General features: G+C 59.7%; 20 protein-coding genes and 2 pseudogenes. 8 read left to right on the plus strand and 14 right to left on the minus strand.

The features are described from left to right. The 3 genes from CKW20_RS27150 to CKW20_RS27160 all read right to left on the minus strand — a co-directional run bounded on the left by CKW20_RS27150 (position 1) and on the right by CKW20_RS27160 (position 4070). Positions 1–201 (minus strand): DUF1656 domain-containing protein, encoded by a 201-nt coding sequence (locus CKW20_RS27150; RefSeq protein ID WP_007896379.1) that lies wholly within the window; start codon positions 199–201, stop codon positions 1–3. Beyond that, positions 191–2395: an FUSC family protein gene (locus tag CKW20_RS27155; RefSeq protein WP_095055639.1), complete on the minus strand. Its 2205-nt coding sequence runs from the start codon at positions 2393–2395 to the stop codon at positions 191–193. Before CKW20_RS27155 ends, CKW20_RS27150 begins: the two co-directional genes overlap by 11 nt. A gap of 175 nt (positions 2396–2570) precedes the next feature. After that, the gene (locus tag CKW20_RS27160) at positions 2571–4070 is read right to left on the minus strand and encodes an efflux transporter outer membrane subunit (protein ID WP_095055640.1); all 1500 of its coding nucleotides are present in this window, start codon (positions 4068–4070) and stop codon (positions 2571–2573) included. A 289-nt stretch (positions 4071–4359) separates the two neighbouring features. Here CKW20_RS27160 and CKW20_RS27165 point away from each other — a divergent pair, with 289 nt between their 5' ends. The 4 genes from CKW20_RS27165 to CKW20_RS27180 all read left to right on the plus strand — a co-directional run bounded on the left by CKW20_RS27165 (position 4360) and on the right by CKW20_RS27180 (position 7935). Next, entirely contained in the window at positions 4360–5328 is a 969-nt protein-coding gene (locus CKW20_RS27165; protein ID WP_052966666.1) for a LysR family transcriptional regulator, read from the plus strand. A 336-nt stretch (positions 5329–5664) separates the two neighbouring features. Further along, positions 5665–6042, plus strand: coding sequence for a DUF6124 family protein (locus CKW20_RS27170; RefSeq protein ID WP_095055641.1), 378 nt, complete (start codon positions 5665–5667; stop codon positions 6040–6042). Positions 6043–6282: 240 nt separating this feature from the next. Next, complete coding sequence (locus CKW20_RS27175) at positions 6283–7254, plus strand: D-glycerate dehydrogenase (protein ID WP_095055642.1); 972 nt, start codon at positions 6283–6285, stop codon at positions 7252–7254. A gap of 171 nt (positions 7255–7425) precedes the next feature. Continuing rightward, the gene (locus tag CKW20_RS27180) at positions 7426–7935 is read left to right on the plus strand and encodes a DUF2165 domain-containing protein (RefSeq protein WP_095055643.1); all 510 of its coding nucleotides are present in this window, start codon (positions 7426–7428) and stop codon (positions 7933–7935) included. Between the two features lie 22 nt (positions 7936–7957). Here the strand turns inward: CKW20_RS27180 and CKW20_RS27185 are convergent, their stop codons facing one another. Then, entirely contained in the window at positions 7958–8860 is a 903-nt protein-coding gene (locus CKW20_RS27185; protein WP_095055644.1) for a DMT family transporter, read from the minus strand. A gap of 138 nt (positions 8861–8998) precedes the next feature. Here CKW20_RS27185 and CKW20_RS27190 point away from each other — a divergent pair, with 138 nt between their 5' ends. Further along, on the plus strand, positions 8999–9874 hold the full coding sequence (locus tag CKW20_RS27190) for an AraC family transcriptional regulator (protein ID WP_095055645.1): 876 nt from the start codon (positions 8999–9001) through the stop codon (positions 9872–9874). Between the two features lie 112 nt (positions 9875–9986). On the opposite strand, the gene CKW20_RS27195 is transcribed toward CKW20_RS27190, so the two are convergent. Both CKW20_RS27195 and CKW20_RS27200 read right to left on the minus strand, forming a co-directional pair. Continuing rightward, positions 9987–10394 (minus strand): HPF/RaiA family ribosome-associated protein, encoded by a 408-nt coding sequence (locus CKW20_RS27195; protein ID WP_095055646.1) that lies wholly within the window; start codon positions 10392–10394, stop codon positions 9987–9989. A 203-nt stretch (positions 10395–10597) separates the two neighbouring features. Next, a pseudogene (locus CKW20_RS27200) lies at positions 10598–10714 on the minus strand (LysR family transcriptional regulator); the annotation flags it as partial. A 290-nt stretch (positions 10715–11004) separates the two neighbouring features. Between CKW20_RS27200 and CKW20_RS27205 the strand changes: the two are divergent. Next, positions 11005–11322: a DUF3509 domain-containing protein gene (locus tag CKW20_RS27205; protein WP_095055647.1), complete on the plus strand. Its 318-nt coding sequence runs from the start codon at positions 11005–11007 to the stop codon at positions 11320–11322. Here the strand turns inward: CKW20_RS27205 and CKW20_RS27210 are convergent. Continuing rightward, positions 11319–11819 (minus strand): phosphate-starvation-inducible protein PsiE, encoded by a 501-nt coding sequence (locus CKW20_RS27210; protein ID WP_007903272.1) that lies wholly within the window; start codon positions 11817–11819, stop codon positions 11319–11321. The two genes, CKW20_RS27205 and CKW20_RS27210, sit on opposite strands and share 4 nt — an antisense overlap. Positions 11820–12155: 336 nt before the next feature. On the opposite strand from CKW20_RS27210, the pseudogene CKW20_RS27215 reads away from it, so the two are divergent. Next, a pseudogene (locus tag CKW20_RS27215) lies at positions 12156–12395 on the plus strand (YebG family protein); the annotation flags it as partial. A 168-nt stretch (positions 12396–12563) separates the two neighbouring features. Here the strand turns inward: CKW20_RS27215 and CKW20_RS27220 are convergent. The 4 genes from CKW20_RS27220 to CKW20_RS27235 form a co-directional block, all read right to left on the minus strand. Continuing rightward, entirely contained in the window at positions 12564–13673 is a 1110-nt protein-coding gene (locus tag CKW20_RS27220) for a dihydrolipoamide acetyltransferase family protein (RefSeq protein ID WP_095055649.1), read from the minus strand. Positions 13674–13688: 15 nt separating this feature from the next. After that, positions 13689–14675, minus strand: coding sequence for an alpha-ketoacid dehydrogenase subunit beta (locus CKW20_RS27225; RefSeq protein ID WP_095055650.1), 987 nt, complete (start codon positions 14673–14675; stop codon positions 13689–13691). Continuing rightward, positions 14668–15762 carry a pyruvate dehydrogenase (acetyl-transferring) E1 component subunit alpha gene (pdhA, locus tag CKW20_RS27230; RefSeq protein ID WP_095055651.1) on the minus strand — a complete coding sequence of 365 codons (1095 nt, stop codon included), beginning with the start codon at positions 15760–15762 and terminating at the stop codon, positions 14668–14670. Before pdhA ends, CKW20_RS27225 begins: the two co-directional genes overlap by 8 nt. A 131-nt stretch (positions 15763–15893) precedes the next feature. After that, positions 15894–16913, minus strand: a complete 1020-nt coding sequence (locus CKW20_RS27235; protein ID WP_095055652.1) for a Glu/Leu/Phe/Val dehydrogenase dimerization domain-containing protein — start codon at positions 16911–16913, stop codon at positions 15894–15896. Positions 16914–17097: 184 nt separating this feature from the next. Here CKW20_RS27235 and CKW20_RS27240 point away from each other — a divergent pair, with 184 nt between their 5' ends. Further along, the gene (locus CKW20_RS27240) at positions 17098–17901 is read left to right on the plus strand and encodes a SirB1 family protein (RefSeq protein WP_095055653.1); all 804 of its coding nucleotides are present in this window, start codon (positions 17098–17100) and stop codon (positions 17899–17901) included. 125 nt (positions 17902–18026) lie between these two features. Here CKW20_RS27240 and maiA read toward each other — a convergent pair whose 3' ends face one another. From maiA to hmgA, 3 genes are read right to left on the minus strand one after another with little or no spacing between them, the layout of a single operon-like run. After that, the gene (maiA, locus tag CKW20_RS27245) at positions 18027–18662 is read right to left on the minus strand and encodes a maleylacetoacetate isomerase (protein ID WP_095055654.1); all 636 of its coding nucleotides are present in this window, start codon (positions 18660–18662) and stop codon (positions 18027–18029) included. A 12-nt stretch (positions 18663–18674) separates the two neighbouring features. Next, complete coding sequence (gene fahA, locus CKW20_RS27250) at positions 18675–19979, minus strand: fumarylacetoacetase (protein ID WP_095055655.1); 1305 nt, start codon at positions 19977–19979, stop codon at positions 18675–18677. Positions 19980–19982: 3 nt separating this feature from the next. Next, complete coding sequence (hmgA, locus tag CKW20_RS27255) at positions 19983–21287, minus strand: homogentisate 1,2-dioxygenase (protein ID WP_095055656.1); 1305 nt, start codon at positions 21285–21287, stop codon at positions 19983–19985. Between the last annotated feature and the right edge of the window lie 153 nt (positions 21288–21440).

Consider the following 21440-nt stretch of genomic DNA (forward strand, 5'->3'; position numbering starts at 1 on the left):
TCAACGGTAAACAGTCAGCGCCAGGGCGCCGAACAGACAGGTAAACAGGCTCAGGCGCAGCAGCGCCGGGTGCCAGAAAAAGCGGTACAGATCGAACCCGGACAGGAATCGATCCAGCGCCCAGGCCAGCGCCGCCGCAATGAAAAACATCAGGGTCATGGTCGGCATGTACACGCCATGGAAGGCGATTTCACGAGGCATGTTCAAGTCCTAGGGGCTTGGTGATGGCACTAGCTTTTATGTAGCCGGCCAATGGCGATTGCGGGTCGAGCAGCGAGGTGCGGATGAAGTGCAGGTAGCTCTTCACCCGGCGCAAGGCAGAGGTATCGAAGTGCGGCGCGAAGGGCTCATCGGTGGCCTGCACACAGCTGATCGCGTGATCCACCGCGACCAGCGCACGCTCCAGATTGCTCTGGCTCGGCTGCAGAAACAGTCGCACCAGCGAACGCCCCATCACCCGGATTGACTGGCGCCACGGCTGGGATTCGGCGTACGCCGGATGCACCGGCAGAATCGCCTGTTCCTTGCGTAACTCGATGATCGCGTGGCCGACTTCCAGCACCACGAACATCCAGCGCAGCAAGTCCCGTTGCACCTGCGGCTGTCCCGCTGCCAGACCGTAGGCCTGATGCAAAAGATCGCGGGTGCGGCTTTCGAAACTCGATGCCAAGCCCTTGAGTTTGCCGCTGATGGCGTACACCACTTGCCCGCGCAAATCCTGCTCCAACCGCCGCCATAACCAGCTGCTGTTGGGCGGCAAAATGATCGCCCCGGCCGCCGCGCACACCAGCATGCCCAGGATCATCGCGATGTAGTCGTTGATGAAGGCGTAAGGGTTGTAAACCGTGAGGTTGTCCGGCACCGAACCGGTGCTGAAGAAGATCAGCAACCCCAGGCCAACCCCGGCGTATTGCGGCCGTGAAGTCAGGAACGCCCCGACCACGATCACCGGCGCGAGCATCACGCACAGCAATGGAAAACCGTCGATCAAGGGGAAGATGAAAAACATCTCGACGAAGCCGATCAACGCCCCGAGCAACGTCCCGCAGGCCATCTGAAACGCCATGCGTTTGGGGTTCGGTGTCGCCGCTGAAAGGCCGACCGTGGCGGCAGCGATCAGGGTCATGGTCGCTCCGCTCGGCCACGCGGTGGCCACCCAATAACTACCGAGCAGCACGAGGATAAATGCTGCGCGAATGCCCGATGCCGCCGAGGCCAGCCAGTTGGTTTGCGGGGTGAAGGGCTCGTCCCAGCGTTCACGTTCGTGGCTGTGTACGGCCAGCGACGCGTGGGTTTGTGCATAACCGTGCAGGTCGTCGACGAAGCGATAAAGCAGCTCGTAGGCAGTGTGGAAATCCAGTTGCTCGGCATCGCTCGGATCACTCTCCTGAAAGGTCGCCCGCAGGCTGCGGACGCGCGCCGGCAAGTTTTCCTTATAGGCTGCCAAAGCAATGGCCAGGCGTGCAGCGTCGGGGCTGGTCAAGGCGCGACCGCTGAAGCCGTCGAGCACTTCGGCCAGAGCCCGTAACCCCGGTTTGATCGCCGCGACAACATGATCGGCGCCGCTGCGGCGCAGGCGTTCGAGCAACTGATGCAGGGCATTGAAGCGCGTGGTAATGCCCATGAATTCGCTGTTCAAACGGCTGAGCCGGCCGTTGCGCCGACGCATGTGCGGGTCTTCGAACACCGTCACGCTGCGCAGCCCTTCCAGGCCCACCGCCTCGGCGATAAACCGCACGTTGTTCGCTTCAAACGCCTCGCGCCGGCTGCGGCCGCGCAAGCCATCGGTGACGAACAAGGCAAACACGCCGAAGCGCTGATACAAGGCATTGCGCATCGCGGCGCTGGCGGTTTGCGGCAAGATCGCGGCGCTCACCAGCGTCGAGCAGAGAATCCCCAGGGAGATTTCCAACACGCGCCAGACTGCCGCCATGAACGCGCCGTCCGGGTGAGCCAATGCAGGCAGCCCGACCATCGCTGCCGTGTACCCGGCGAGCACAAATCCGTAAGCGCGGAAGTTGCGATAACGCGCCGCGCCGGCCGAGCAGAGGCCGACCCAGATCGCCAGCGAGCCGAGGAACAGTTCGGTGTTCTGCGCAAACAAGGCAATCAATGCGACCATCACCGCCGACCCGGCCAAGGTGCCGAGGAAGCGATAGAAACTCTTGGCAAACACTTGGCCGCTTTGCGGTTGCATGACGATGAACACGGTGATCATCGCGGTGCGCGGTTGCGGCAACTCAAGGCGCATGGCCAGCCACAGGGTCAGGAAGGCGGCGAGCAGCACCTTGAAGATGTAAACCCAGGTCACGCCATCGCTGCGCGCCCAGTCGAACAAACCCCGGCGCCATTCAAGGGAATACAGCCAGCGCAAAGGTGCGGGCAAGGGAGTCATTAGCATCCTGGAAGAACCTGAAGCAAAAGAGATCCTGTGGCGAGCGAGCTTGCTCGCGCTGGGCTGCGCAGCGGCCCCAAAATTCCGGCAACCATTGCTAATTTTGTGAGTGCTACGCACTCAAGCGGGAGCAAGCTCCCTCGCCACAAATGTGGGTTTGCCTGATACATAGTGGTCATTTCAAAAGAGTCGGGGTTTTCGGTGCATCGGTCTGGCTGTCTTCCGGCACGTCGTTGCCCGCCTCGAGTCCACCGCCAAGCGCCGTCACCAGCTCGGCATGAGCACTCAAGCGCGCCGCCTGAACCTGCTGCTGCACCTGCTGCTGCTTGAACAGCAAACTCTGCGCATTGAGCACGTTGAGGTAATCGGTGAGCCCACGCTGATACGCGATCATCGCGATGTCATAGGTCTTCTGCGCCGTGGCCACCGACTCGGTGGCGAAGGCCTGTTGCTTGTCCATCGACTCGCGGCGAATCAACTGATCGGAGATGTTCTTCAGCGCGTTGACCAGCGTCTGGTTGTACCTGGCCACCGCGATGTCATAACCGGCCGAGGCTTCGCCCAGCTCCGCACGCAAGCGGCCGCCGTCGAAGATCGGCAACGAAATCGCCGGGCCGACGCTGTAGTTGAGCTTCTTGCCGGTCAAGAACTCCAACGCCCCGCCGCCGGTGGCCATGTAGCCGAGACTGCCGACCAGATCGACGTTGGGGTAGAAACCGGCGTGGGCGACATCGATGCCTCGCGCCTGCGCCGCCACTTGCCAGCGACTGGCAACCACGTCCGGACGCTGACCGAGCAATTGCGCCGGCAAAGACGACGGCAACTTCAGCGCCGCGCCCAACGACAGCGTCGGCCGTTGCAACTGCGCGCCCTCCCCCGGTCCCTTGCCGGCCAGCGCTGCGAGCTGGTTGCGGCTTAGAGCAATTTCCTCGTCCAGTGCATCGATCTGCCGATGGGTTTCCGGCAATGGTGTTTCGGCTTGGCTGACTTCGAAATGCGTACCGATGCCGCCATCCAGACGTTTCTGTGCCAGGTCGAGAATTTGCTGTTGCTGCTTCAACGTTGCCGCGACGATGTCCCGTTGTGCGTAATGCAACGAGAGCTCGATGTAGGCGCGTACGATGTTGTTCTGCAATTCGAGTTGGGCCTGCCGTGCTTCGGCGGCGCTCATGTGGGCCATGTCCACCGCGCGCTCGGTGGCGTTGCTTTCACGGCCCCAGAGGTCGAGGGCATAGCTGAAACCCAGCGCGGCGTTGTTGTCCCAGGTGGTGGTGTCGGCCAACTCACCGGGGCCGTAGAACTGATCGGAGGGCCAGTTGTGGCGCTTGAGGGTGGATTGGCCATTGATCTGCAGCGACTCGGCAGACTCGGCAATGCCGGCCATGGACCGCGCCTGACGCACTCGCGCGGCGGCCATGGCCATGCTCGGGCTATCCTGCAGTGCGAGATCGATCCAGCGGTTCAGTTGCGGGTCGCCGTAGGCTTGCCACCATTGAGCGGTGGGCCAATGAGCATCCTGCACAGCGCTCTGAATGGCGTCGTCGGTGGCCAATGAATTGGCCTCCAGTGCCTTGCCTTGTGGGGCAATACCGGCGGTGCCGATGCAGCCGCTGATTGCCAGGGTTAAAGCCAAAACACTGAGCGTCTTGAGCGCTCTGTTGATGCGACGCGGCACTGCTGCAAATTCCTGAGATAGGGGGAGGCACGAGATCCCTGTAGGAGCGAGGCTTGCCCGCGAAGGGAACACCGCCGTCATGCAGACCCACCGCAGCGCTCCTTTCGCGGGCAAGCCTCGCTCCTACAAGAACAGGCGCAATTCTAGGGGTGGGGTTTGTTGGCGATAAGCCGGGATTCTTGTGAATCTTTGTTACCGTTAACGCGATAATCCCGTGGTCCATCTTTAGTCGTCTGTAAAAAAGCAGAAACTTCGTGTCACAATTTGCCATCGAACCCGAGAGCACCCCATGGACACTTTGCAAAATATGCGCGCCTTCAGTTACGTGGCCGAGGCCGGCAGCTTCACCGCCGCCGCCGTGCAACTCGACACCACCACGGCCAACGTTTCGCGCGCGGTCTCCAACCTGGAAGCCCACCTGCAAACCCGCCTGCTCAACCGCACCACCCGCCGCATCGCCCTGACCGAGGCCGGCAAGCGCTATCTATTGCGTTGCGAGCAGATCCTGGCCTACGTCGAAGAAGCTGAAGCCGAGGCCAGCGACGCCCATGCGCGTCCGGCCGGGCAGCTGAAAGTGCATACCATGACCGGCATCGGTCAGCACTTCGTGATCGACGCCATCGCCCGCTACCGCAAAACCCACCCGGACGTGACCTTCGACCTGACCATGGCCAACCGCGTGCCGGATCTGCTCGACGAGGGCTACGACGTGTCCATCGTGCTCGCCAGCGAACTGCCGGACTCGGGCTTCGTCTCCCAGCGTTTGGGCATCACCTACAGCATCGTTTGCGCATCGCCCGCCTATGTAAAAGCCAACGGCTGCGCGCACAAGCCCAGCGACCTGCTCAACCACGCCTGCCTGCGCCTGGTGAGCCCGGTCATCCCGCTGGAAAAATGGACCTTCGACGGCCCGGACGGCCAGGAAATGGTCACCATCAACAGCTCACCGTTTTTGGTGAACTCGGCTGATGCGATGAAGACTGCGATCACCAGTGGCATGGGGGTTGGGGTTTTGCCGGTGTATGCGGCGATTGAAGGCTTGCGCAATGGCACGCTGGTGCGGGTGATGCCGAACTACCGCTCGCAGGAGTTGAATCTGTATGCGATTTATCCTTCGCGGCAATATCTGGACGCGAAGATCAAGACGTGGGTCGAGTACTTGCGTGGGTCGTTGCCGGAGATATTGGCGGCGCATCAGGCGGAATTGGCGGCGTATGAGTTGAGTGGGAGTTTGGGTGGGGTTCGGGTGGCGAATTGATTTCACGGTCCTACAGACGCGGTGATTTTGGGGGATGTTTCCGACGAGTTCTGTCGGTTGTTGGGTCAGACGGGAAATGGGTAGGCTTTGTGGGTCGCTGCCAAATCAGCGATCAGGTCTGGAAAACCTGGCGAACACTTACCACGCCCCATGGCATACTGCGGCGCTTTTTTCTGCACGCAAATCCTTGTTATGGCGGCTGTGCGCGGGAGACCTTCGGGTCTGCCGGTTTTTGGTGGGTGTACCGGTTTTTCCAGTCCGCGCATGGCTGCCACCCTTTCGTCTGGAAAACGAAAGATGGCAGTTCCACTTCATCTGCCAATGAGTAACTTCCGCATGATCAAAGAAACACCGAATCCCCCGGAAACCGACGACGTTTCCCCCTACGAATCCCCCAATTCCAAAAAACTCAACGAAGCCGCCGAACGTGCGCTGAATCACTACCTCAATCCCGCGGCCCTCAAATCACCGACCATCCGCAAACCCAGCACGATGTATATGCTCGCACCGGCGATCAAAGACGAAGACCTCTTGGCCCACACCTGTGAATCGTTGGCCCAGGCCAGTGTGATGGCCAGCAATTTTTCGACCTATCTGGAAGGCCCGCATCGGAATACGGCCATGGCGATCCAGCAGATCGTCATGCTGGCCGAGCTCGCGGTGAATCGGATGCTGGACAACCTCAACGTACCAAATCCCGCGCCACACAGTTGATCCCCTGTAGGAGCGAGGCTTGCCCGCGAAGGCGTTGTGACATTCACCATTGATGTCGCCTGACACACCGCCATCGCGCGCGATCCGCAAGAAATTGGTTGGCTGTCAGGCCTATATCGCGGGCAAGCCTCGCTCCTACAGGTTTTGGATGGCGTACACCCGGCAATCCGAGCGCTCGCAAAATGTCCGGGAAGAATGTTAGCGTGCTTGGCATTCTCCAAGCCCGACGAGCCGTCTCCAATGAAAAAAACCGTCCTCGCCTTCAGCCGTATCACCCCGCCGATGATCGAACGTCTGCAACAAGACTTCGACGTGATCGTGCCGAACCCGAAAAACGGCGACATCAACGCCCAGTTCAATGAAGCCCTGCCACACGCCCACGGCCTGATCGGTGTCGGTCGCAAACTCGGCCGCGCGCAACTGGAAAACGCCAGCAAACTGGAAGTTGTCTCCAGCGTCTCGGTCGGCTACGACAACTACGATCTCGCCTATTTCAACGAACGCGGAATCATGCTTACCAATACCCCTGACGTCCTCACCGAAAGCACCGCCGACCTGGCTTTCGCCTTGCTCATGAGCAGCGCCCGCCGCGTCGCCGAGCTGGACGCCTGGACCAAGGCCGGCCAATGGCAAGCCACCGTCGGCGCGCCGTTGTTCGGTAGTGATGTGCATGGCAAAACCCTGGGCATCGTCGGCATGGGCAACATCGGCGCGGCCATCGCCCGTCGCGGTCGCTTGGGCTTCAACATGCCGATTATTTATAGCGGCAACAGTCGCAAGACAGAACTGGAGCAAGAGCTCGGTGCGCAGTTCCGCAGCCTTGATCAATTGTTGACTGAAGCCGATTTCGTCTGCCTGGTGGTGCCGCTCAGCGAAAAAACCAGGCACCTGATCAGCCACCGTGAACTGGCGCTGATGAAACCGAGCGCCATTCTGGTGAACATCGCCCGTGGCCCCGTAGTGGACGAACCGGCGCTGATCGAAGCGCTGCAAAACAACCAGATCCGTGGCGCCGGGCTGGACGTCTACGAGAAAGAACCGCTGGCCGAGTCGCCATTGTTCCAACTGAAAAACGCCGTGACCTTGCCGCACATCGGCTCCGCGACTCACGAAACCCGTGAAGCCATGGCCAATCGCGCACTGGCCAATTTACGCAGTGCGCTGTTGGGGGGGCGCCCACAGGATTTGGTAAACCCACAAGTTTTCAAATGAAAAAAGTTCGGGCAGGCGTTTCAACGTTCTGCCCGCAACCCGTAAACTTTCGACATTTGCGACAAAACACTTACACAACTTGCAAATCAGTAACCCGACCAAGTAGTGACCCAACCTATAACCTCTCCTCAATACTTGCCTGACAAGCATTCATTCTGGAGACGTTAAAACTTGAACAACCTGACAACACACCAAACCATTAGAATCAGCAAACTGGCATTAATGTCATTTATCAGTTTTGTAGGCTTATTGATGATGTACAGCAATGTGACCGACTACCCTACCAACTATGAATATGTCGCACACATATTGAGTATGGACACCACCCGCGACAAGCTGAAATATGGCTACCGGGCGATCACCTCGCCCATGCTTCACCATCGAATCTATTGGTTCATCATTACACTCGAAGTTATATACACGGTGTTTTGCCTGATGGGCACCTATCAACTTTACCGACAGTTGAATGCCAGCACCGAAGCGTTCCACGACGCTAAGAAACTTGCACTGATCGGGTTATTGGTCGCCATATTCGTCTACTACATCTGCATTCGGATTGTCGGTATCGAATGGTTCAACATGGATCAATCAGACGCCTGGAACTACGACGAGTGGGCGACGCAGATACTCGACTTCATATTTCCCGCACTCATTTACATCAGTTTAAAAAACGAAAACTGACGCCTTGGCGAACGGCCCTCTATCAGGCCGTTTTTGCCCCCTTGTACAATCGAAATGACCCGGGTTTGTGAAAAACCAACACATTCCCCAACATCACCAGCACCAGCCCCGACAGTGCCGGTGCCGTCCATTGATAGCCTTCGACAAACGCCGACACATTCAGCGCCACCACAGGAAAGAGTACGGTGCAATACGCCGCCCGCTCCGGCCCCATGCGCCCGACCAGCGTCAGGTAGGCGGTGAAGCCGATCACCGAGCCCGGAATCACCAGGTACAGCAACGAGCCGATGTAGCGGGCATTCCATTCCATGTCGAACGGGATGCCTTTGACCAGGCACCACGCCGACAACATCGCCGCACCGTAAGCCATGCCCCAGGCATTGGTGGTCAGGGGTTTCAGGCCGGCCTTCTGTTGCAGACTCGACAACATGTTGCCCGCCGAAAAGCACAAGGTTCCAAGCAATGCCAGACCCAACCCGAGCAAGGTTTCGGGGCTGGCGGTATGACCGGCCAGCTCTGGCCAGAACAGCAGGCCAAGCCCGAGCAAGCCCAACGCGCCGCCCATCAGCACGTTACGGGCAATTTTCTGGCCGAAGAACACCCGCGCATTGAAGGCGTTCCACAAGGTGGCGGTGGAAAAGACCACGGCGACCAGACCACTGGGGATCCACTGGCTGGCGGTGAGGAAACACATGAAGTTGATGCAAAACAGGCACAGCCCCTGCGCCAGGCAAATCAGATGCCCGCGACGGTTCATCGGTTGCAGGCGCCGGCTGAGCAGCAACAGCACGAACAGTACCAACGCGGCAAGGCCGAAGCGATAAACGATCGACACCGGAATGGCCACCACGCCCAATTGCCATTTCAAGGCGATCCAGGTGGTGCCCCAGATCAGCACGGTCAGTAGATACAGCGAAATGTTCATGGTAAAGACTCCTGAATAGGCCTTCAGTGTCCGGCGCTAAACCCTTTTGCACTTGCATAAACTTGCGCTTTTGTCGGCCGTTGGGCTGGCAGGCCAATGTCTACGGAGTAGGATGCAAGGCGTTGGAGAGAACCGATCATGGCCGCACTGGAAACGTTGCAAGTCTTTCAAGCCCTCAACCGCTCGCCCAATGCTCGCCTGGAGCACAGCGCCGAGCTCGGTGACGGCATGGCTGCGGCTTTGTGGAGCAACCATCACGACGCCCGGGACTATGAAGCTCCGAGCCATCACACCCTCTCCTGCTACATCGCCGGCGGCACCGGTACTTTTCGCCGCGGACAGCCGGACAACAAGGGCGCCCCGGACAAACTGTGCATCCTGCCTGCCGACCACGAGTCAGGCTGGGTGATCAACGGCGACATTCGCCTGACCCACCTGTATTTCAGCGCAGAACAATTTGCCTTGGGCTGTGTGACGCTGTTGGATCGCGAGCCCCGGGAATTGCAGTTACGTGAACAGACCTTTCTTGAGGACCCGCAACAAGCGCAACGCTTTCGGCAGTTACTCGCACTCAACTGGGACGAGCCCGGTGAACGTTTGCTGACCAGCAGTCTGGCCCACGAACTGATCAGCCATACGCTGCTCAGCCAGGTCGGCATTCGTCAGGGCTTGCGCTTGAAGGGCGGACTGGCCGCGCATCAGCGGCGGCAGTTGGTGGAATTCATTGACAGTCAGTTGGCGCAAGCGATCAGCCTTGGGCAGTTGGCGGCGTTGTGCGCACTGTCGGAATACCACTTTGCGCGGATGTTCCGGGTGAGCTTCGGATTGCCGCCACATCAGTATGTGTTGGCTCGGCGACTGAGCCGGGCGCGAGAGTTGTTACGCGGGACGTCGCAGCCGTTGGGGGATATTGCATTGGCCTGTGGGTTTGCCAGTGCGAGCCATTTCACCAACCGGTTTCGCCAGGCGTTGGGGGGCACGCCCGGGGAATATCGGCAGGCGTTTTTGCGGTAGCGCAGCAGGCCTTACTCGGGGGCAAGCCCCCTCGCCATAGAGACGCCCAAATAAAAACGGGTCTGCTTATGCAGACCCGTTTTCTATGGGAAGGTAAAAAGTGAATCAGGCCTCAGCCGTTGAGCGCAGCCTGTTCGTTCTCGAGAAACTCGTCTTCCAGCAGCGCATCGGCGGTAGGCCTTTCGAACGGCACCACAGCGGCACGTGGTTTGCCCCGCAGTTTGCCGAACAGATGTTCAAGCGCATGTTCGAGTTTTTCGGCCGCACCGTCGATCGCCTGTTCCAGGTTAGCGGCTTTATGGGTGACAGAAATCGATTGGTGGCCTTTTGGCCGCGCTTCCAGCTGGCAGCGTATGTCGTGGGGACCGGGCTTGTCGCCGTTCTCGTCTCGCAGGTGGACTTCGACGCGGGTCAGGTCCTCTTCGTATCGTTCGAGTGTGCTCTCAATGGTCGTACGTACCCACTCCTCCAGTCGGATGCTGCTTTGAATATGGTTATCGCTATTGACTTGGATTTGCATAGTTCATCCCTTATTTCAGCTAGCTCGCGAGAGGCCGGTCAGCTAGCCCTTGGGCGTCATCACCGTGACCTCTTGGTTACACAATCGGTCTGTACGCTGAACAATTCAAGCCCTAAAAAAAGATAAATATTGATTCGCAAAAAAAGCCGGACAACGGGCAAAAGCGCTGTTAAGGTCGGGAGTTCGGTCGCCCCGCTCTTCAGTCACAATTGCTCACAACCCGCCCCCAGCGGATGCAGATCACGAAAAATCCCCGCCTCTTTCACCAGCCAGTCATGCACCGCACGCTCGCCCGGATGACTCAGCGCGCCCGTCGCATAAAATCCAGGCCTCGAACGTGTTCGTGGCTGGTCGGTTTGATTGCACTGTCTGCGATCATCTACTCGTTCATGCCCTGAAACGGGCAGGCAAAAAGAAGGCGAGGCCATGTTGCCCGCCGTTTTTTTACCGTGTTCATTGTTCGACAATTTTTCCGGCATGCCCCTTGCTTTGCCTCCTGCGTTGCACGGATGAAAGTACATGAACATGGAAGGCCGATGGTCTGGTGTTGCGAACTAATCCCGATCACGGCCGGTCAACAACTGCACGTTCAATCAGGCGGTGACGCATCATGGACAACCCCTTTCAACTCATTACCGATGCCTTTGCACCGGATTATCAAATCAACCTGAGCATTCAGGGACTGGACGGCAGCATCATGCTGACCCTCTCCCAAAGTGGCCGCGTGGTGGCCAAACGGATGATCAGCGCCGAACAGCGCAATGATCCCAAGCGCCTCAAACGCCTGGTGCAAAGCATTCAATTCGGCATCGCCATCGAACAGGGCCATAGCGCCGTGGCCATCCTCGAAGCCATGACCGACGGCGACAATCGCAACCCGCCGCCGCCCTTGGTCAAATCCCGGCCCCGACCTTCAATGGGGCTTTAAATCTCGCCCTTCTCCACTTCGGGATGCTCACCGGAACCCGCACCGATCTTGCGTTGCGGGTGTTCGATCTTCACCGAAGGAAACTGCGACGAGGCGTAACGCACCACCAGAATCGCAAATGCCAGCAGCAGAATCCCGCCGCACAAGTAGATGATCCCCAGGTCTGGCGGATTGTGGTGCGAGACGTTGGAGATCAGCAGCCGTGTCAGTGCGGTGATCGCCACGTAGATCAGGAAGCGCACCGGCATGTGGTTGGTCTTGAAGTAAATCCCGACCATCGCCCCCAGTTCCAGGTAGATGAACAGCAGCAAGATGTCATCGATCTTGATGTGCCCCTGTTCGAGCATCCCGAGGAATTCCATGACCGCCGCCCAGGCGGTCACCGCACCGATGGCGAACAGTGCCAGGTAGTGGAAGGTCTCGACGAACAGGTTGCCCAGGGACTCGGCCAGTTGATGCACGTTCTGCCGCAGGTTCTCGGCCCAGTTGATTTTCACGATGATTGTTCCTTAGCTCGGTTCGAGCGGATGATGCGGGTTGGACGTGACGGTTGTTCTGCATGCAGAAAAAAGGCCAGAGGTTGCCTGCAACATGATGGCGAGGTGCTTTAAAACGCGCTCCGTGGCGTTTGGTCGCACCTGCCCCGGACATCGCCGAACCTGTGGGAGCGAGCCTGCTCGCGATTGGAGCACCACCGTCCACCTGACAAACCCTGAATTCGGTCTACATTAAAAAGCCACTACCCAAAGCGCAGGGATTCGCTTATCCTTTTCGCTGTATATAAATACAGTAGTCGAAACAGACAACTAATGTGAAGGCATGTGAGGTGGTGAATGGCCGTCGAAGTGGTATACCGCAGCAGCCGAGATCTGGAGCGCTTGTTCATGGATAAAGCCGAAGCTGACCGTCATGACAAAATGCTCGAACTGGCCGAATTGCTGGCTGAAGTGTTGCAAAAAGCCGTTCCGTCCCTGACCGAACAGCAAGTGGAAGAAGCCGGGATCTACATGGCGAAGAACCGTGATGTATTCGCCAAGGCATTCAAGAGCCAGCCGGACGCACTGTCCGAACTGCTGAATGCACCTGTTGAAGCAGCTGCACCTGTTGCTGCACCTGTTGAAGTGACGGACGCTGAGCCGACCAAGCCAGCCAAAGCCGCCAAGACACCGAAGTAAACAATGCCCGAATTGAATAGGCCCTGAGTCAAATGGCTCAGGGCCTTTTTCATGCCTGCGGGAAACCTATACCTCGGGTTGTTCCAGCGCCTCCACCAACGCCTTGAAGAACCGCGCCGCCTCGCCACCGGTGACCACGCGGTGATCGAAGGTCAGGGACAGCGGCAGGATCGGATGCACCACTACCGCGCCCTCGACCGCCACCGGCTCGTCGCGGATCGCCCCGGCAGCGAGGATCGCCACTTGCGGCGGCACCACCACCGGATTGGCGTAGCGGCCGAACAAGGTGCCGAAGTTCGACAGGGTCAGGGTCGCGCCCATCATTTCCTGGGGCGGGATCGAGCGCGCCTGCACGTCGGCGCGCAGGCGCATCACACCTTCTTTCAAATCCGCCGCCGTGCGCTGACCGACATCGCGCAGCACCGGCACGAACAAGCCGTCCGGCGTATCCACGGCAATGCCCAGGTCGAGCCGTTCGTGTTGTTTTAGCGCCAGGGTTTTGCCATCGAAGGCGCTGTTGAGCACCGGTTCTACGGCGCAGGCGGCAGCCATGGCCTTGGCCAGACGAATCAGCGGTTCTCGTGCCTGTCCCCAGCGATGCAGATCGGCATCACCGAAAATCGTCACCGGCACCACTTCGGCATGGGACCTGGCCATGTTCAGTGCCATGCTGCGTCGCACGCCACGCAGCTTCTCGCCGCCGAAGCGTTCGCGTTTCATCTGGGCCGAGTTTTCTACGTCGCTGAGGGTGATCTGGCCGTCCTGACCGGAGCCCGTCAAGCCGCTCAGTTCAACACCGAGTTGCCGAGCCAGTTGACGCACCGCCGGCGTGGCACGGTTCGCCAGATGCTCACGAGTCGAAGGCGCAGCGCCGATGAAAAATGCATCCTCCTGATTCGTACCGCCACCCTCAAGCCGCCCGACCACAGTGCCCGCATCCGCTTCGCCTTCGTAACCGAGCAGAGGTTCGCCAACGTGAAGAATGTCGCCCTCGCCACCGAACGTTTTTGCCACCACCCCATCGTAGGGCGCGGGTATGTCCACCAGCGCCTTGGCGGTTTCCACTGACACCAACAATTGGTCAGCCTTGACGGTATCGCCGACCTTGACGTGCCAGCGGACGATTTCCGCCTCCTGCAAGCCTTCGCCCAGATCCGGCAGTTTGAAATATTTCATCGCAACCCCTCTCTGTCAGGCGTGGTGCAGCACGATGTCACAAGCATGAAGAATGTCTTCGACGCTGGGCATGTACAGCAATTCCAGTCGATACAGCGGCGGCGGGATGTCTGGCGCGGTGACTCGCTGGATCGGTGCCTGCAACTCAAGAAATACCCGTTCATAGAGACTGGCGGCGATTTCCGCACCGACCCCGCAGGAGCGTGGTGCCTCATGCACTATCACGCAGCGACCGGTCTTGCGCACCGAGGCTTCCATCGTATCGAGGTCCAGCGGTTTGATACTGGCAACGTCGATCACTTCCGCCGAGACGCCCTGCTCGGCCAGTTGCGTGGCTGCTTGCAAGGTTTCCATCACGCTGGCGCCCCAACTGATCAAGGTTAGGTCGCTGCCTTCACGCAGGGTGAAACAGCTGTCCAGTGGCAGGCGCTTGCCGTCATCCAGCAGCGGTTGCGGGTTCATTCGATAGAGTCGAGTTGGCTCGAGAAATATCACTGGATCCGGGTCGTCGATGGCCGCGAGCAGCAAGCCATAGGCCCGGGCCGGCGAGGACGGGATCACCACCCGCAGCCCCGGAATATGCGCGAACAGAGCTTCGGTGCTTTCGCTGTGATGCTCCGGCGCGCGAATCCCTGCGCCCATCGGCGTGCGCATCACCATCGGACAGGTGATCCGCCCGCGCGTGCGGTTGCGCATGCGGCTGGCGTGAGACACCAGGTGTTCCATGGTGGCGTAGATGAAACCCATGAACTGGATTTCCACCACCGGTTTCAGGCCTTGGGCGGCCATGCCTACCACCAGCCCGCCGAGCATGGTTTCGGCCAGCGGTGAGTCGATTACCCGCTTGAAACCAAAGCTGTCGCGCAGGCCCAACGTGGCGCGGAACACGCCACCGTTCACCCCGACGTCTTCACCGAGGACGATGACGTTTTCGTCTTCGCTCATGGCCCGATGCAACGCCAGATTCACCGCTTCCAGCAGCGTCACCTTACCGTTACTCATGGCCCGAACCTCCCGTCCGGCGCGCCACCCGTTCGAGAAATTCTTCACGCTGTTCTGCCAGCGCTTGCGGCCACTGGGCATAGACATGATCGATCACTGATTCCGGCGCCTGCTGGCCCGCCGCTTCGAAGTTATCCACAGCACCCTGCACCAAGCCTTGGCATTCGCTGATCAGTGCCTGTTCACGGCCCTCGTCCCACACGCCTTGCCCGGCCATGAAACGTTGCAGCCGTTTGATCGGTTCTTCGAGCCAGGCCTGCTTGACCTCGTCCGCCGACCGGTAGCGCGTAGCATCATCGGCCGTGGTGTGATCGCCGAGGCGATAGCTCAGGCATTCGAGTAACACCGGGCCTTTCCCGTGGCGCGCCCGATCGAGGGCCGCTTGCACGCGGTCATAAACGGCGAGCATGTCATTGCCGTCGACTTGCTCGCCGTGAAAGCCGGCGCCAATGGCTTTCTGCGCAAGGGTGGGGGCGCCGCACTGGATTCGTCGCGGCACCGAGATTGCCCATTGGTTGTTGTTGATCACAAACACCACCGGCAACTGCCAGGCACCAGCAACGTTGAGGGCCTCGAGGAAGTCCCCTTTGCTGGTTCCGCCGTCGCCGCACGTAGTGACGGCGACCCGATGCTCGCCACGGATTTTGAAGGCGCTGGCGACGCCGCAGGCATGCAGGGCCTGGGTGGCGATCGGCACACAGATCGGGAAATCCTCGGCCACCGCCGGGTCGGCAAAGTCGCTGCCACGCTCATCGCCGCCCCAATACAAGAGGATTTCTTCCATGCGCACGCCGCGCATCAATTGCACGGCGGTGTCGCGGTAATACGGGATCAGTACGTCTTCGGCGTGCATCAGGCTGCCGACCGCGACGCCAATGGCTTCCTGGCCCAAGGTCGGCGCATAAGTGCCGATGCGCCCGGTGCGTTGCAAGGCGACAGCTTTCTGATCGAAAAGGCGGGTCAGAACCATCTGCCGATACAAGCGTGTCAGCAGATTGAAGTCGTCGGCCCAAGAGGGAAGATTGCCGAGAAGCTGGCCATCAGGGGATAAAAATCGGGTGTAAGGCAGCTCAACCTTGTGAAGCATCACAGGGCTCCTGGCACGCGGGGTCAGCGTGCAATGGTCAGACCCGACGGTTGTGACGCAGGGCTTGGCGAGCAAGTCGGCCGGATAGGCTCTCACTCCTTCATCGATTCAAACTGTTCACCCATACAGCATCACCGGTACAGCACTTTCTCCGCCAACTCATCCGCCACCCGGGCCGGGGAACGCTTTTCTGCCTGGGCATGGGCAAAGACTTCGGTCAGCCGTGAACTGATTTTCGACAGGTGCGCGGTGATGGTCGTCAACTCTTCCCCGCGGTGTTTGAGCGACACGTAGATCAGCCCGCCCGCATTGATCACGTAATCGGGCGCATACAAAATGCCCCGGCGCTCCAGCTGATCGGCGATTTCCAGATGGATCAGTTGGTTGTTTGCCGAACCGGCGACCGCCGCGCAGCGCAGTTGCGACACGCTGTTGGTGTTAAGCACACCGCCCAGGCCGCAGGGCGCGAGTATGTCGCACGGTGTGCTGAGCAGCGCATCGTTGGCGATCGGATGAGCGCCCAACTGTTCCATGGCCAACTGCACCTTGCCATGATCTATGTCGCTGACCAGCAGTTCCGCACCGGCCGCGTGTAACTGTTCGGCCAAGGCATAACCGACATTGCCCAAGCCTTGAATGGCTATGCGCAGTCCTTCGAGATTATCGCTGCCCAAACGGGCCATGGCAGTGCTGCGAATACCGGCGAATACGCCCATGGCCGCGTGAGGTGCAGGGTCGCCCGCGGCGGTGGTGCTGGTGACGAATTGGGTCTGTTGAGCGATGCAATCCATGTCCGCCACTGAGGTGCCGGCGTCGATGGCGGTGATATAGCGACCGTCGAGTTCGTTGATGCAGCGCCCGAAGGCTTCAAATAGCGCGGCGCGGTTTTCCACATGGGCCGGGCGAACTATCACCGCAACACCACCGCCCTGCGCCAGGCCGGCCAGGGCCGCCTTGTAACTCATGCCTTGGGCAAGGCGCACGGCATCCTCGATCGCGGCTTCATCGCTGGGGTAGGCAAGGTAACGACACCCGCCCAGGGCAGGTCCCAGACGGCTGTTGTGGATGGCAATCACCGCCTTCAACCCGGTGACCGGATCGACGCTCAGGTGCAGCGATTCAAGGCGAGTGCTTTGCATGAGAGCGAACATCGTAGGGCTCCCGTAATCACTTCTTGTAGTCGCCAGTATAGGCTTGCGCACAAAAATTGCAGAAGCGCACCGGAATAAGCGGCGCCGCTTTGAACGCTTTCGGACATAACCTGTTACGACCTATGTGCAGCACTGGACGAAAGCCTGTGACGGGGCTAAAACGAGGCATTCTCCGGAGATTTTGATGACCCCGCGCCAACGTTTTTTCGACTGTCTGCAACGATCACCGCCCGCGCTGTTCGAGGCGGCGCTGTGGATTGCTGTCGAACACGATAAAGAGCTGGATCCCGAGACGGTACTGGCGGACTTCAAGGACCTGCAACAGCGGGTCAGCTACGGGTTGCCCATGCTGCCGGTGAGTGAGTTGGCCCAACCGTTGTTGCGGCGAATGAATGACCTAGGGTTCGCTCAGGACGACTTCACGCCCTTGCGTCCGCAAGTGGCGTTGCTCCATAAAGTGCTGGAACGTCGGCGAGGCCAGCCGTTGGCACTGGGCCTGATTGCACTGGAACTGGCCAGAAGGCTGGAGATTCCCATGGTCGGCGTCAACTTTCCCGGGCATTTCCTGCTGCGAGTGCAAGGTGCCGATCATCTGCTCGACCCCTGCGGCGGGCGACGGTTGTACCCCAATGATTGCCGTGAACTGCTGCAACGCCAGTACGGCCCGAACATGAAGCTCAGCGCCGAGCATTTGCAGACCGCCGAACCGGTGCAGATGCTGCAACGGTTGTCACGCAACCTGCGCCAGTTGTACCTCACGAACGATGACTACATCGACGCCCTGATCGACGCCGAACGTGTGCTTGAATTGGGCAACGCCAGCGCCTCCGACTATCTGGCCCGGGCCAGCCTCTATCAACGACTGGACTGCCCGAATGCCGAGCGTTTTGACCTGGAGCATGCGCTGCTGCTCTGTGACGATCCGATCCAGCGGATTCGCCTGACTGAACGGCTGGGGCATTTGCCGCCCAATGCCATCGTCCATTAATCACCAATCACCGCCCGTTGTAGGAGCGAGGCTTGCCCACGAACCAGACGCCTCGGTCCACCAGGAACACCGCGTTATCGTTCTTCGCGGGCAAGCCTCGCTCCTACAGGGATCAATGTAAGGCTTTACGGGGTATCCGGCTGGTTCGACGGATGGGCCAGGAAGAAGGCTGGGTGTGTCGCCGCCAGCGCTGCCACTCGACGAATTCGCGGGTAGGCGTCCAGTGGAATATTGAAGCGCTCGGCCGCATACAACTGCGGAATCAAATAGACGTCCGCCAGCCCCGGTTGATCGCCAAAGCAATAACCGGTGTCACCGACCAATTGCTCTACCGTCGCCAGCCCCTGGCTGATCCAGTGACCGATCCACTCAACCACCTGTGGTTCATCGTGCCCCAGCTGCCGAAGCTTGTTGAGTACGCTGACGTTGTGCAGCGGGTGAACATCGCAACCAATCACTGCCGCAACGCCACGCTCATGGGCGCGGGCGGCGAGGTCTTTGGACAGCAACGGCACCTGTGGATAACGTTCCTCCAGGTACTCGATAATCGCCGGTGACTGGATCAGCAACTCGCCTTCATCGGTGCGCAAGGCGGGCACCCGGCCTTGCGGGTTGATGCCCAGGTATGTCGGCTGCCGATGTTCGCCACCTTGCGGCGCGATCAGGTTGATTGGCAACGCCTGGTAATCCAGCCCCTTCAACGCCAGCGCAATACGCACCCGGTAAGACGAGGTCGAACGGTAGTAGGTATAGAGTTCCATGACCCGATCCTCTTAGCGCGCTGGCAACACTTTGCCGCGGCATTCGCCAAAACCGATGGAAGCAAAACCATCGCGGCTGCAACGCGCGCGCAGAATGATTTCATCGCCGTCCTCAAGGAATTTACGCACCTCGCCCGACGCCAGTTCAATCGGCTTTTTACCGCCCTCAGTGATTTCCAGCAGGCTGCCGAACTGGCCGTTTTCAGGACCAGACAGCGTGCCCGAACCGAACAAATCACCGGCCTGCAACTGGCAACCGTTGACGCTGTGGTGCGCAACCAGTTGTGCAACGGTCCAGTACATGTGTTGGGTATTGCTGAGGGTCAGGCGATGGGCTGGCAGATTTTGCTCGCGCATCGACTCGGTCAGCAGCAGCACCTCGAGTTCGATGTCGAAGGCACCGCCGGCCTGATCACGTTTATCGAACAGGTACGGCAACGGCTGCGGATCACCTTCCGGGCGCGCAGGCTGGGCACGACGGAACGGCTCCAGCGCTTCGGCCGTCACCACCCACGGCGAAATGCTGGTGATGAAACTCTTGGACAGGAACGGCCCCAGCGGTTGGTATTCCCAAGCCTGGATATCCCGCGCCGACCAGTCGTTGAGCAGGCAGAAACCGGCGATGTGGTCGGCGGCGTCACCGATGGCGATGGCGTCGCCCAACGCATTGCCCTGACCGATCCAGATACCCAGTTCCAGTTCGTAGTCCAGACGTGCGCAGGGACCGAAAACCGGCTCTGTCTGGCCGGCCGGCAGGGTCTGGCCTTTCGGACGGCGAACGTCGGTGCCGGACGGACGAATGGTCGAGGCGCGGCCGTGGTAACCGATTGGCACGTACTTGTAGTTCGGCAGCAATGGGTTATCCGGGCGGAACAGCTTGCCGACATTCTGCGCATGCTCGATGCCGACATAGAAGTCGGTGTAATCGTTGATCTTCGCCGGCAGGTGCATTTGGCAATCCGCCGCCAGGGGCAGCAGTTTTGCGCCTTGAGCCTCGATCTTGCCACGCAGGGTGCTGCCTTCGGCAAACAGTTCCAGCAGACGTTCGCGCAGGGCAACACGGGCGTCGCGGCCCAGTTCGAAGAACGCGTTCAACTGGCCGCCACGGGTGGCTTCAACTGCGCTCTTCGCACGGCCATCGAACAGCCCTGCGTCCAATGCTGCTTCCAGATCAAAGATCTGGTCGCCGATCGCCACGCCGCTACGGGGTGCGGTGCCCTTCACGCTGAACACGCCCAACGGCAGGTTTTGCAGCGGAAAATCCTCGTGGCCGTTGGCGGAGGCAACCCAGCTACGAATGATGGAAGTCTGAGTCATGGGTTATCTCCGGGTCGGGTCGAAAGTGGCGGGCAGCGTGGCCCAGCAGGCGTCGTAATTGTTTTGCAGTTGCTGGCAATCCAGGGCGAATCGGCTCGGGCGTAACACTTGGCTGGTCTCGAACATGAAGGCCATGGTGTTATCGATTTTAGCCGGCGCCAGTTCAGCGTTGATCGCCTTGGTGCAGGTCTCGCCGTCGGGGCCGTGGGCACTCATGCAGCTGTGCAACGAGGCGCCGCCGGGTATGAAACCTTCGGCCTTGGCATCGTATTCGCCCTGGATCAGGCCCATGTATTCATTCATCAGGTTGCGGTGGAACCACGGTGGACGGAACGTTTTCTCGGCGACCATCCAGCGTGGCGGAAAGATCACGAAGTCGAGGTTGGCCAGACCATGCACGCTGGTCGGCGAGGTCAGGACGGTAAAAATCGACGGATCCGGGTGATCGAAACTGACGGTGCCGATGGTGTTGAAGCGACGCAGGTCATATTTGTACGGCACGTTATTGCCGTGCCAGGCGACCACGTTCAGCGGCGAATGGTCGAGTTCACAACCCCACAACTGACCGAGGAATTTCTGCACCAGGGTGGTCGGTTGCTTGAGGTTTTCGTAATGGGCCACCGGCGTCAGGAAGTCTCGCGGGTTAGCCAGACCGTTGCTGCCAATCGGCCCCAGATCCGGCAAGCGCAGGGGGGCGCCATGGTTTTCCGCGATGTAGCCGCGGGCTTGCGGGTCGAGCAGTTCGACACGGAATTTAAGCCCGCGCGGCAGCACGACGATTTCCAGCGGTTCCAGCTCCAGCACGCCCAATTCGGTGGCGATGCGCAAGCGGCCCAGTTCCGGCACCAGCAACAGTTCGCCGTCGGCGTTGAAGAACACCCGCTCCATGGAACGGTTGGCGCGGTAGTTATAAATGCTGATCCCGGCCGGTTTTTCCGCGTTCGAATTGGCGGCCATGCTCACCAGTCCGTCGATGAAATCGGTGGGCTCGGTCGGCATGTCCAAAGGGTTCCAGCGCAGGCGATTGGGGGTTACTTCACCCAATGGGCCGCCGGCCAGTTGCTGCTCCAGTTTGACGAATGCCGGGTGATTGGCCGACGGCTGAATGCGGTACATCCAGGTCCGCCGTGCTTCGCTGCGAGCCATGGTAAAGGCCGTTCCGGAGAACAGTTCGGTGTACAGGCCGTATGGGGCTTTTTGTGGGGAGTTCTGGCCGACGGGCAGTGCGCCGGGCAACGCTTCACTGCTGAATTCGTTGCCAAAGCCTGACTGATAAGCCAGCGCTGGCGCCGTTGAATCGAGGTTCATGGAGCCTCCTGAACGGGAGTAGGCAATGGCCTGTCACTCTGCTGAAGAGGTCTTGGCACGCCTGGGTTATTTTTATCGTAATTCAATTACGCATAACGTAATTTGATTGGTATTGACCGTCAAGCTATAAAGACGCCCATTCGTCCCGGGATC

The sequence above is a fragment of the Pseudomonas sp. Irchel s3b2 genome (genome assembly GCF_900187445.1).
Taxonomy (GTDB): domain Bacteria; phylum Pseudomonadota; class Gammaproteobacteria; order Pseudomonadales; family Pseudomonadaceae; genus Aquipseudomonas.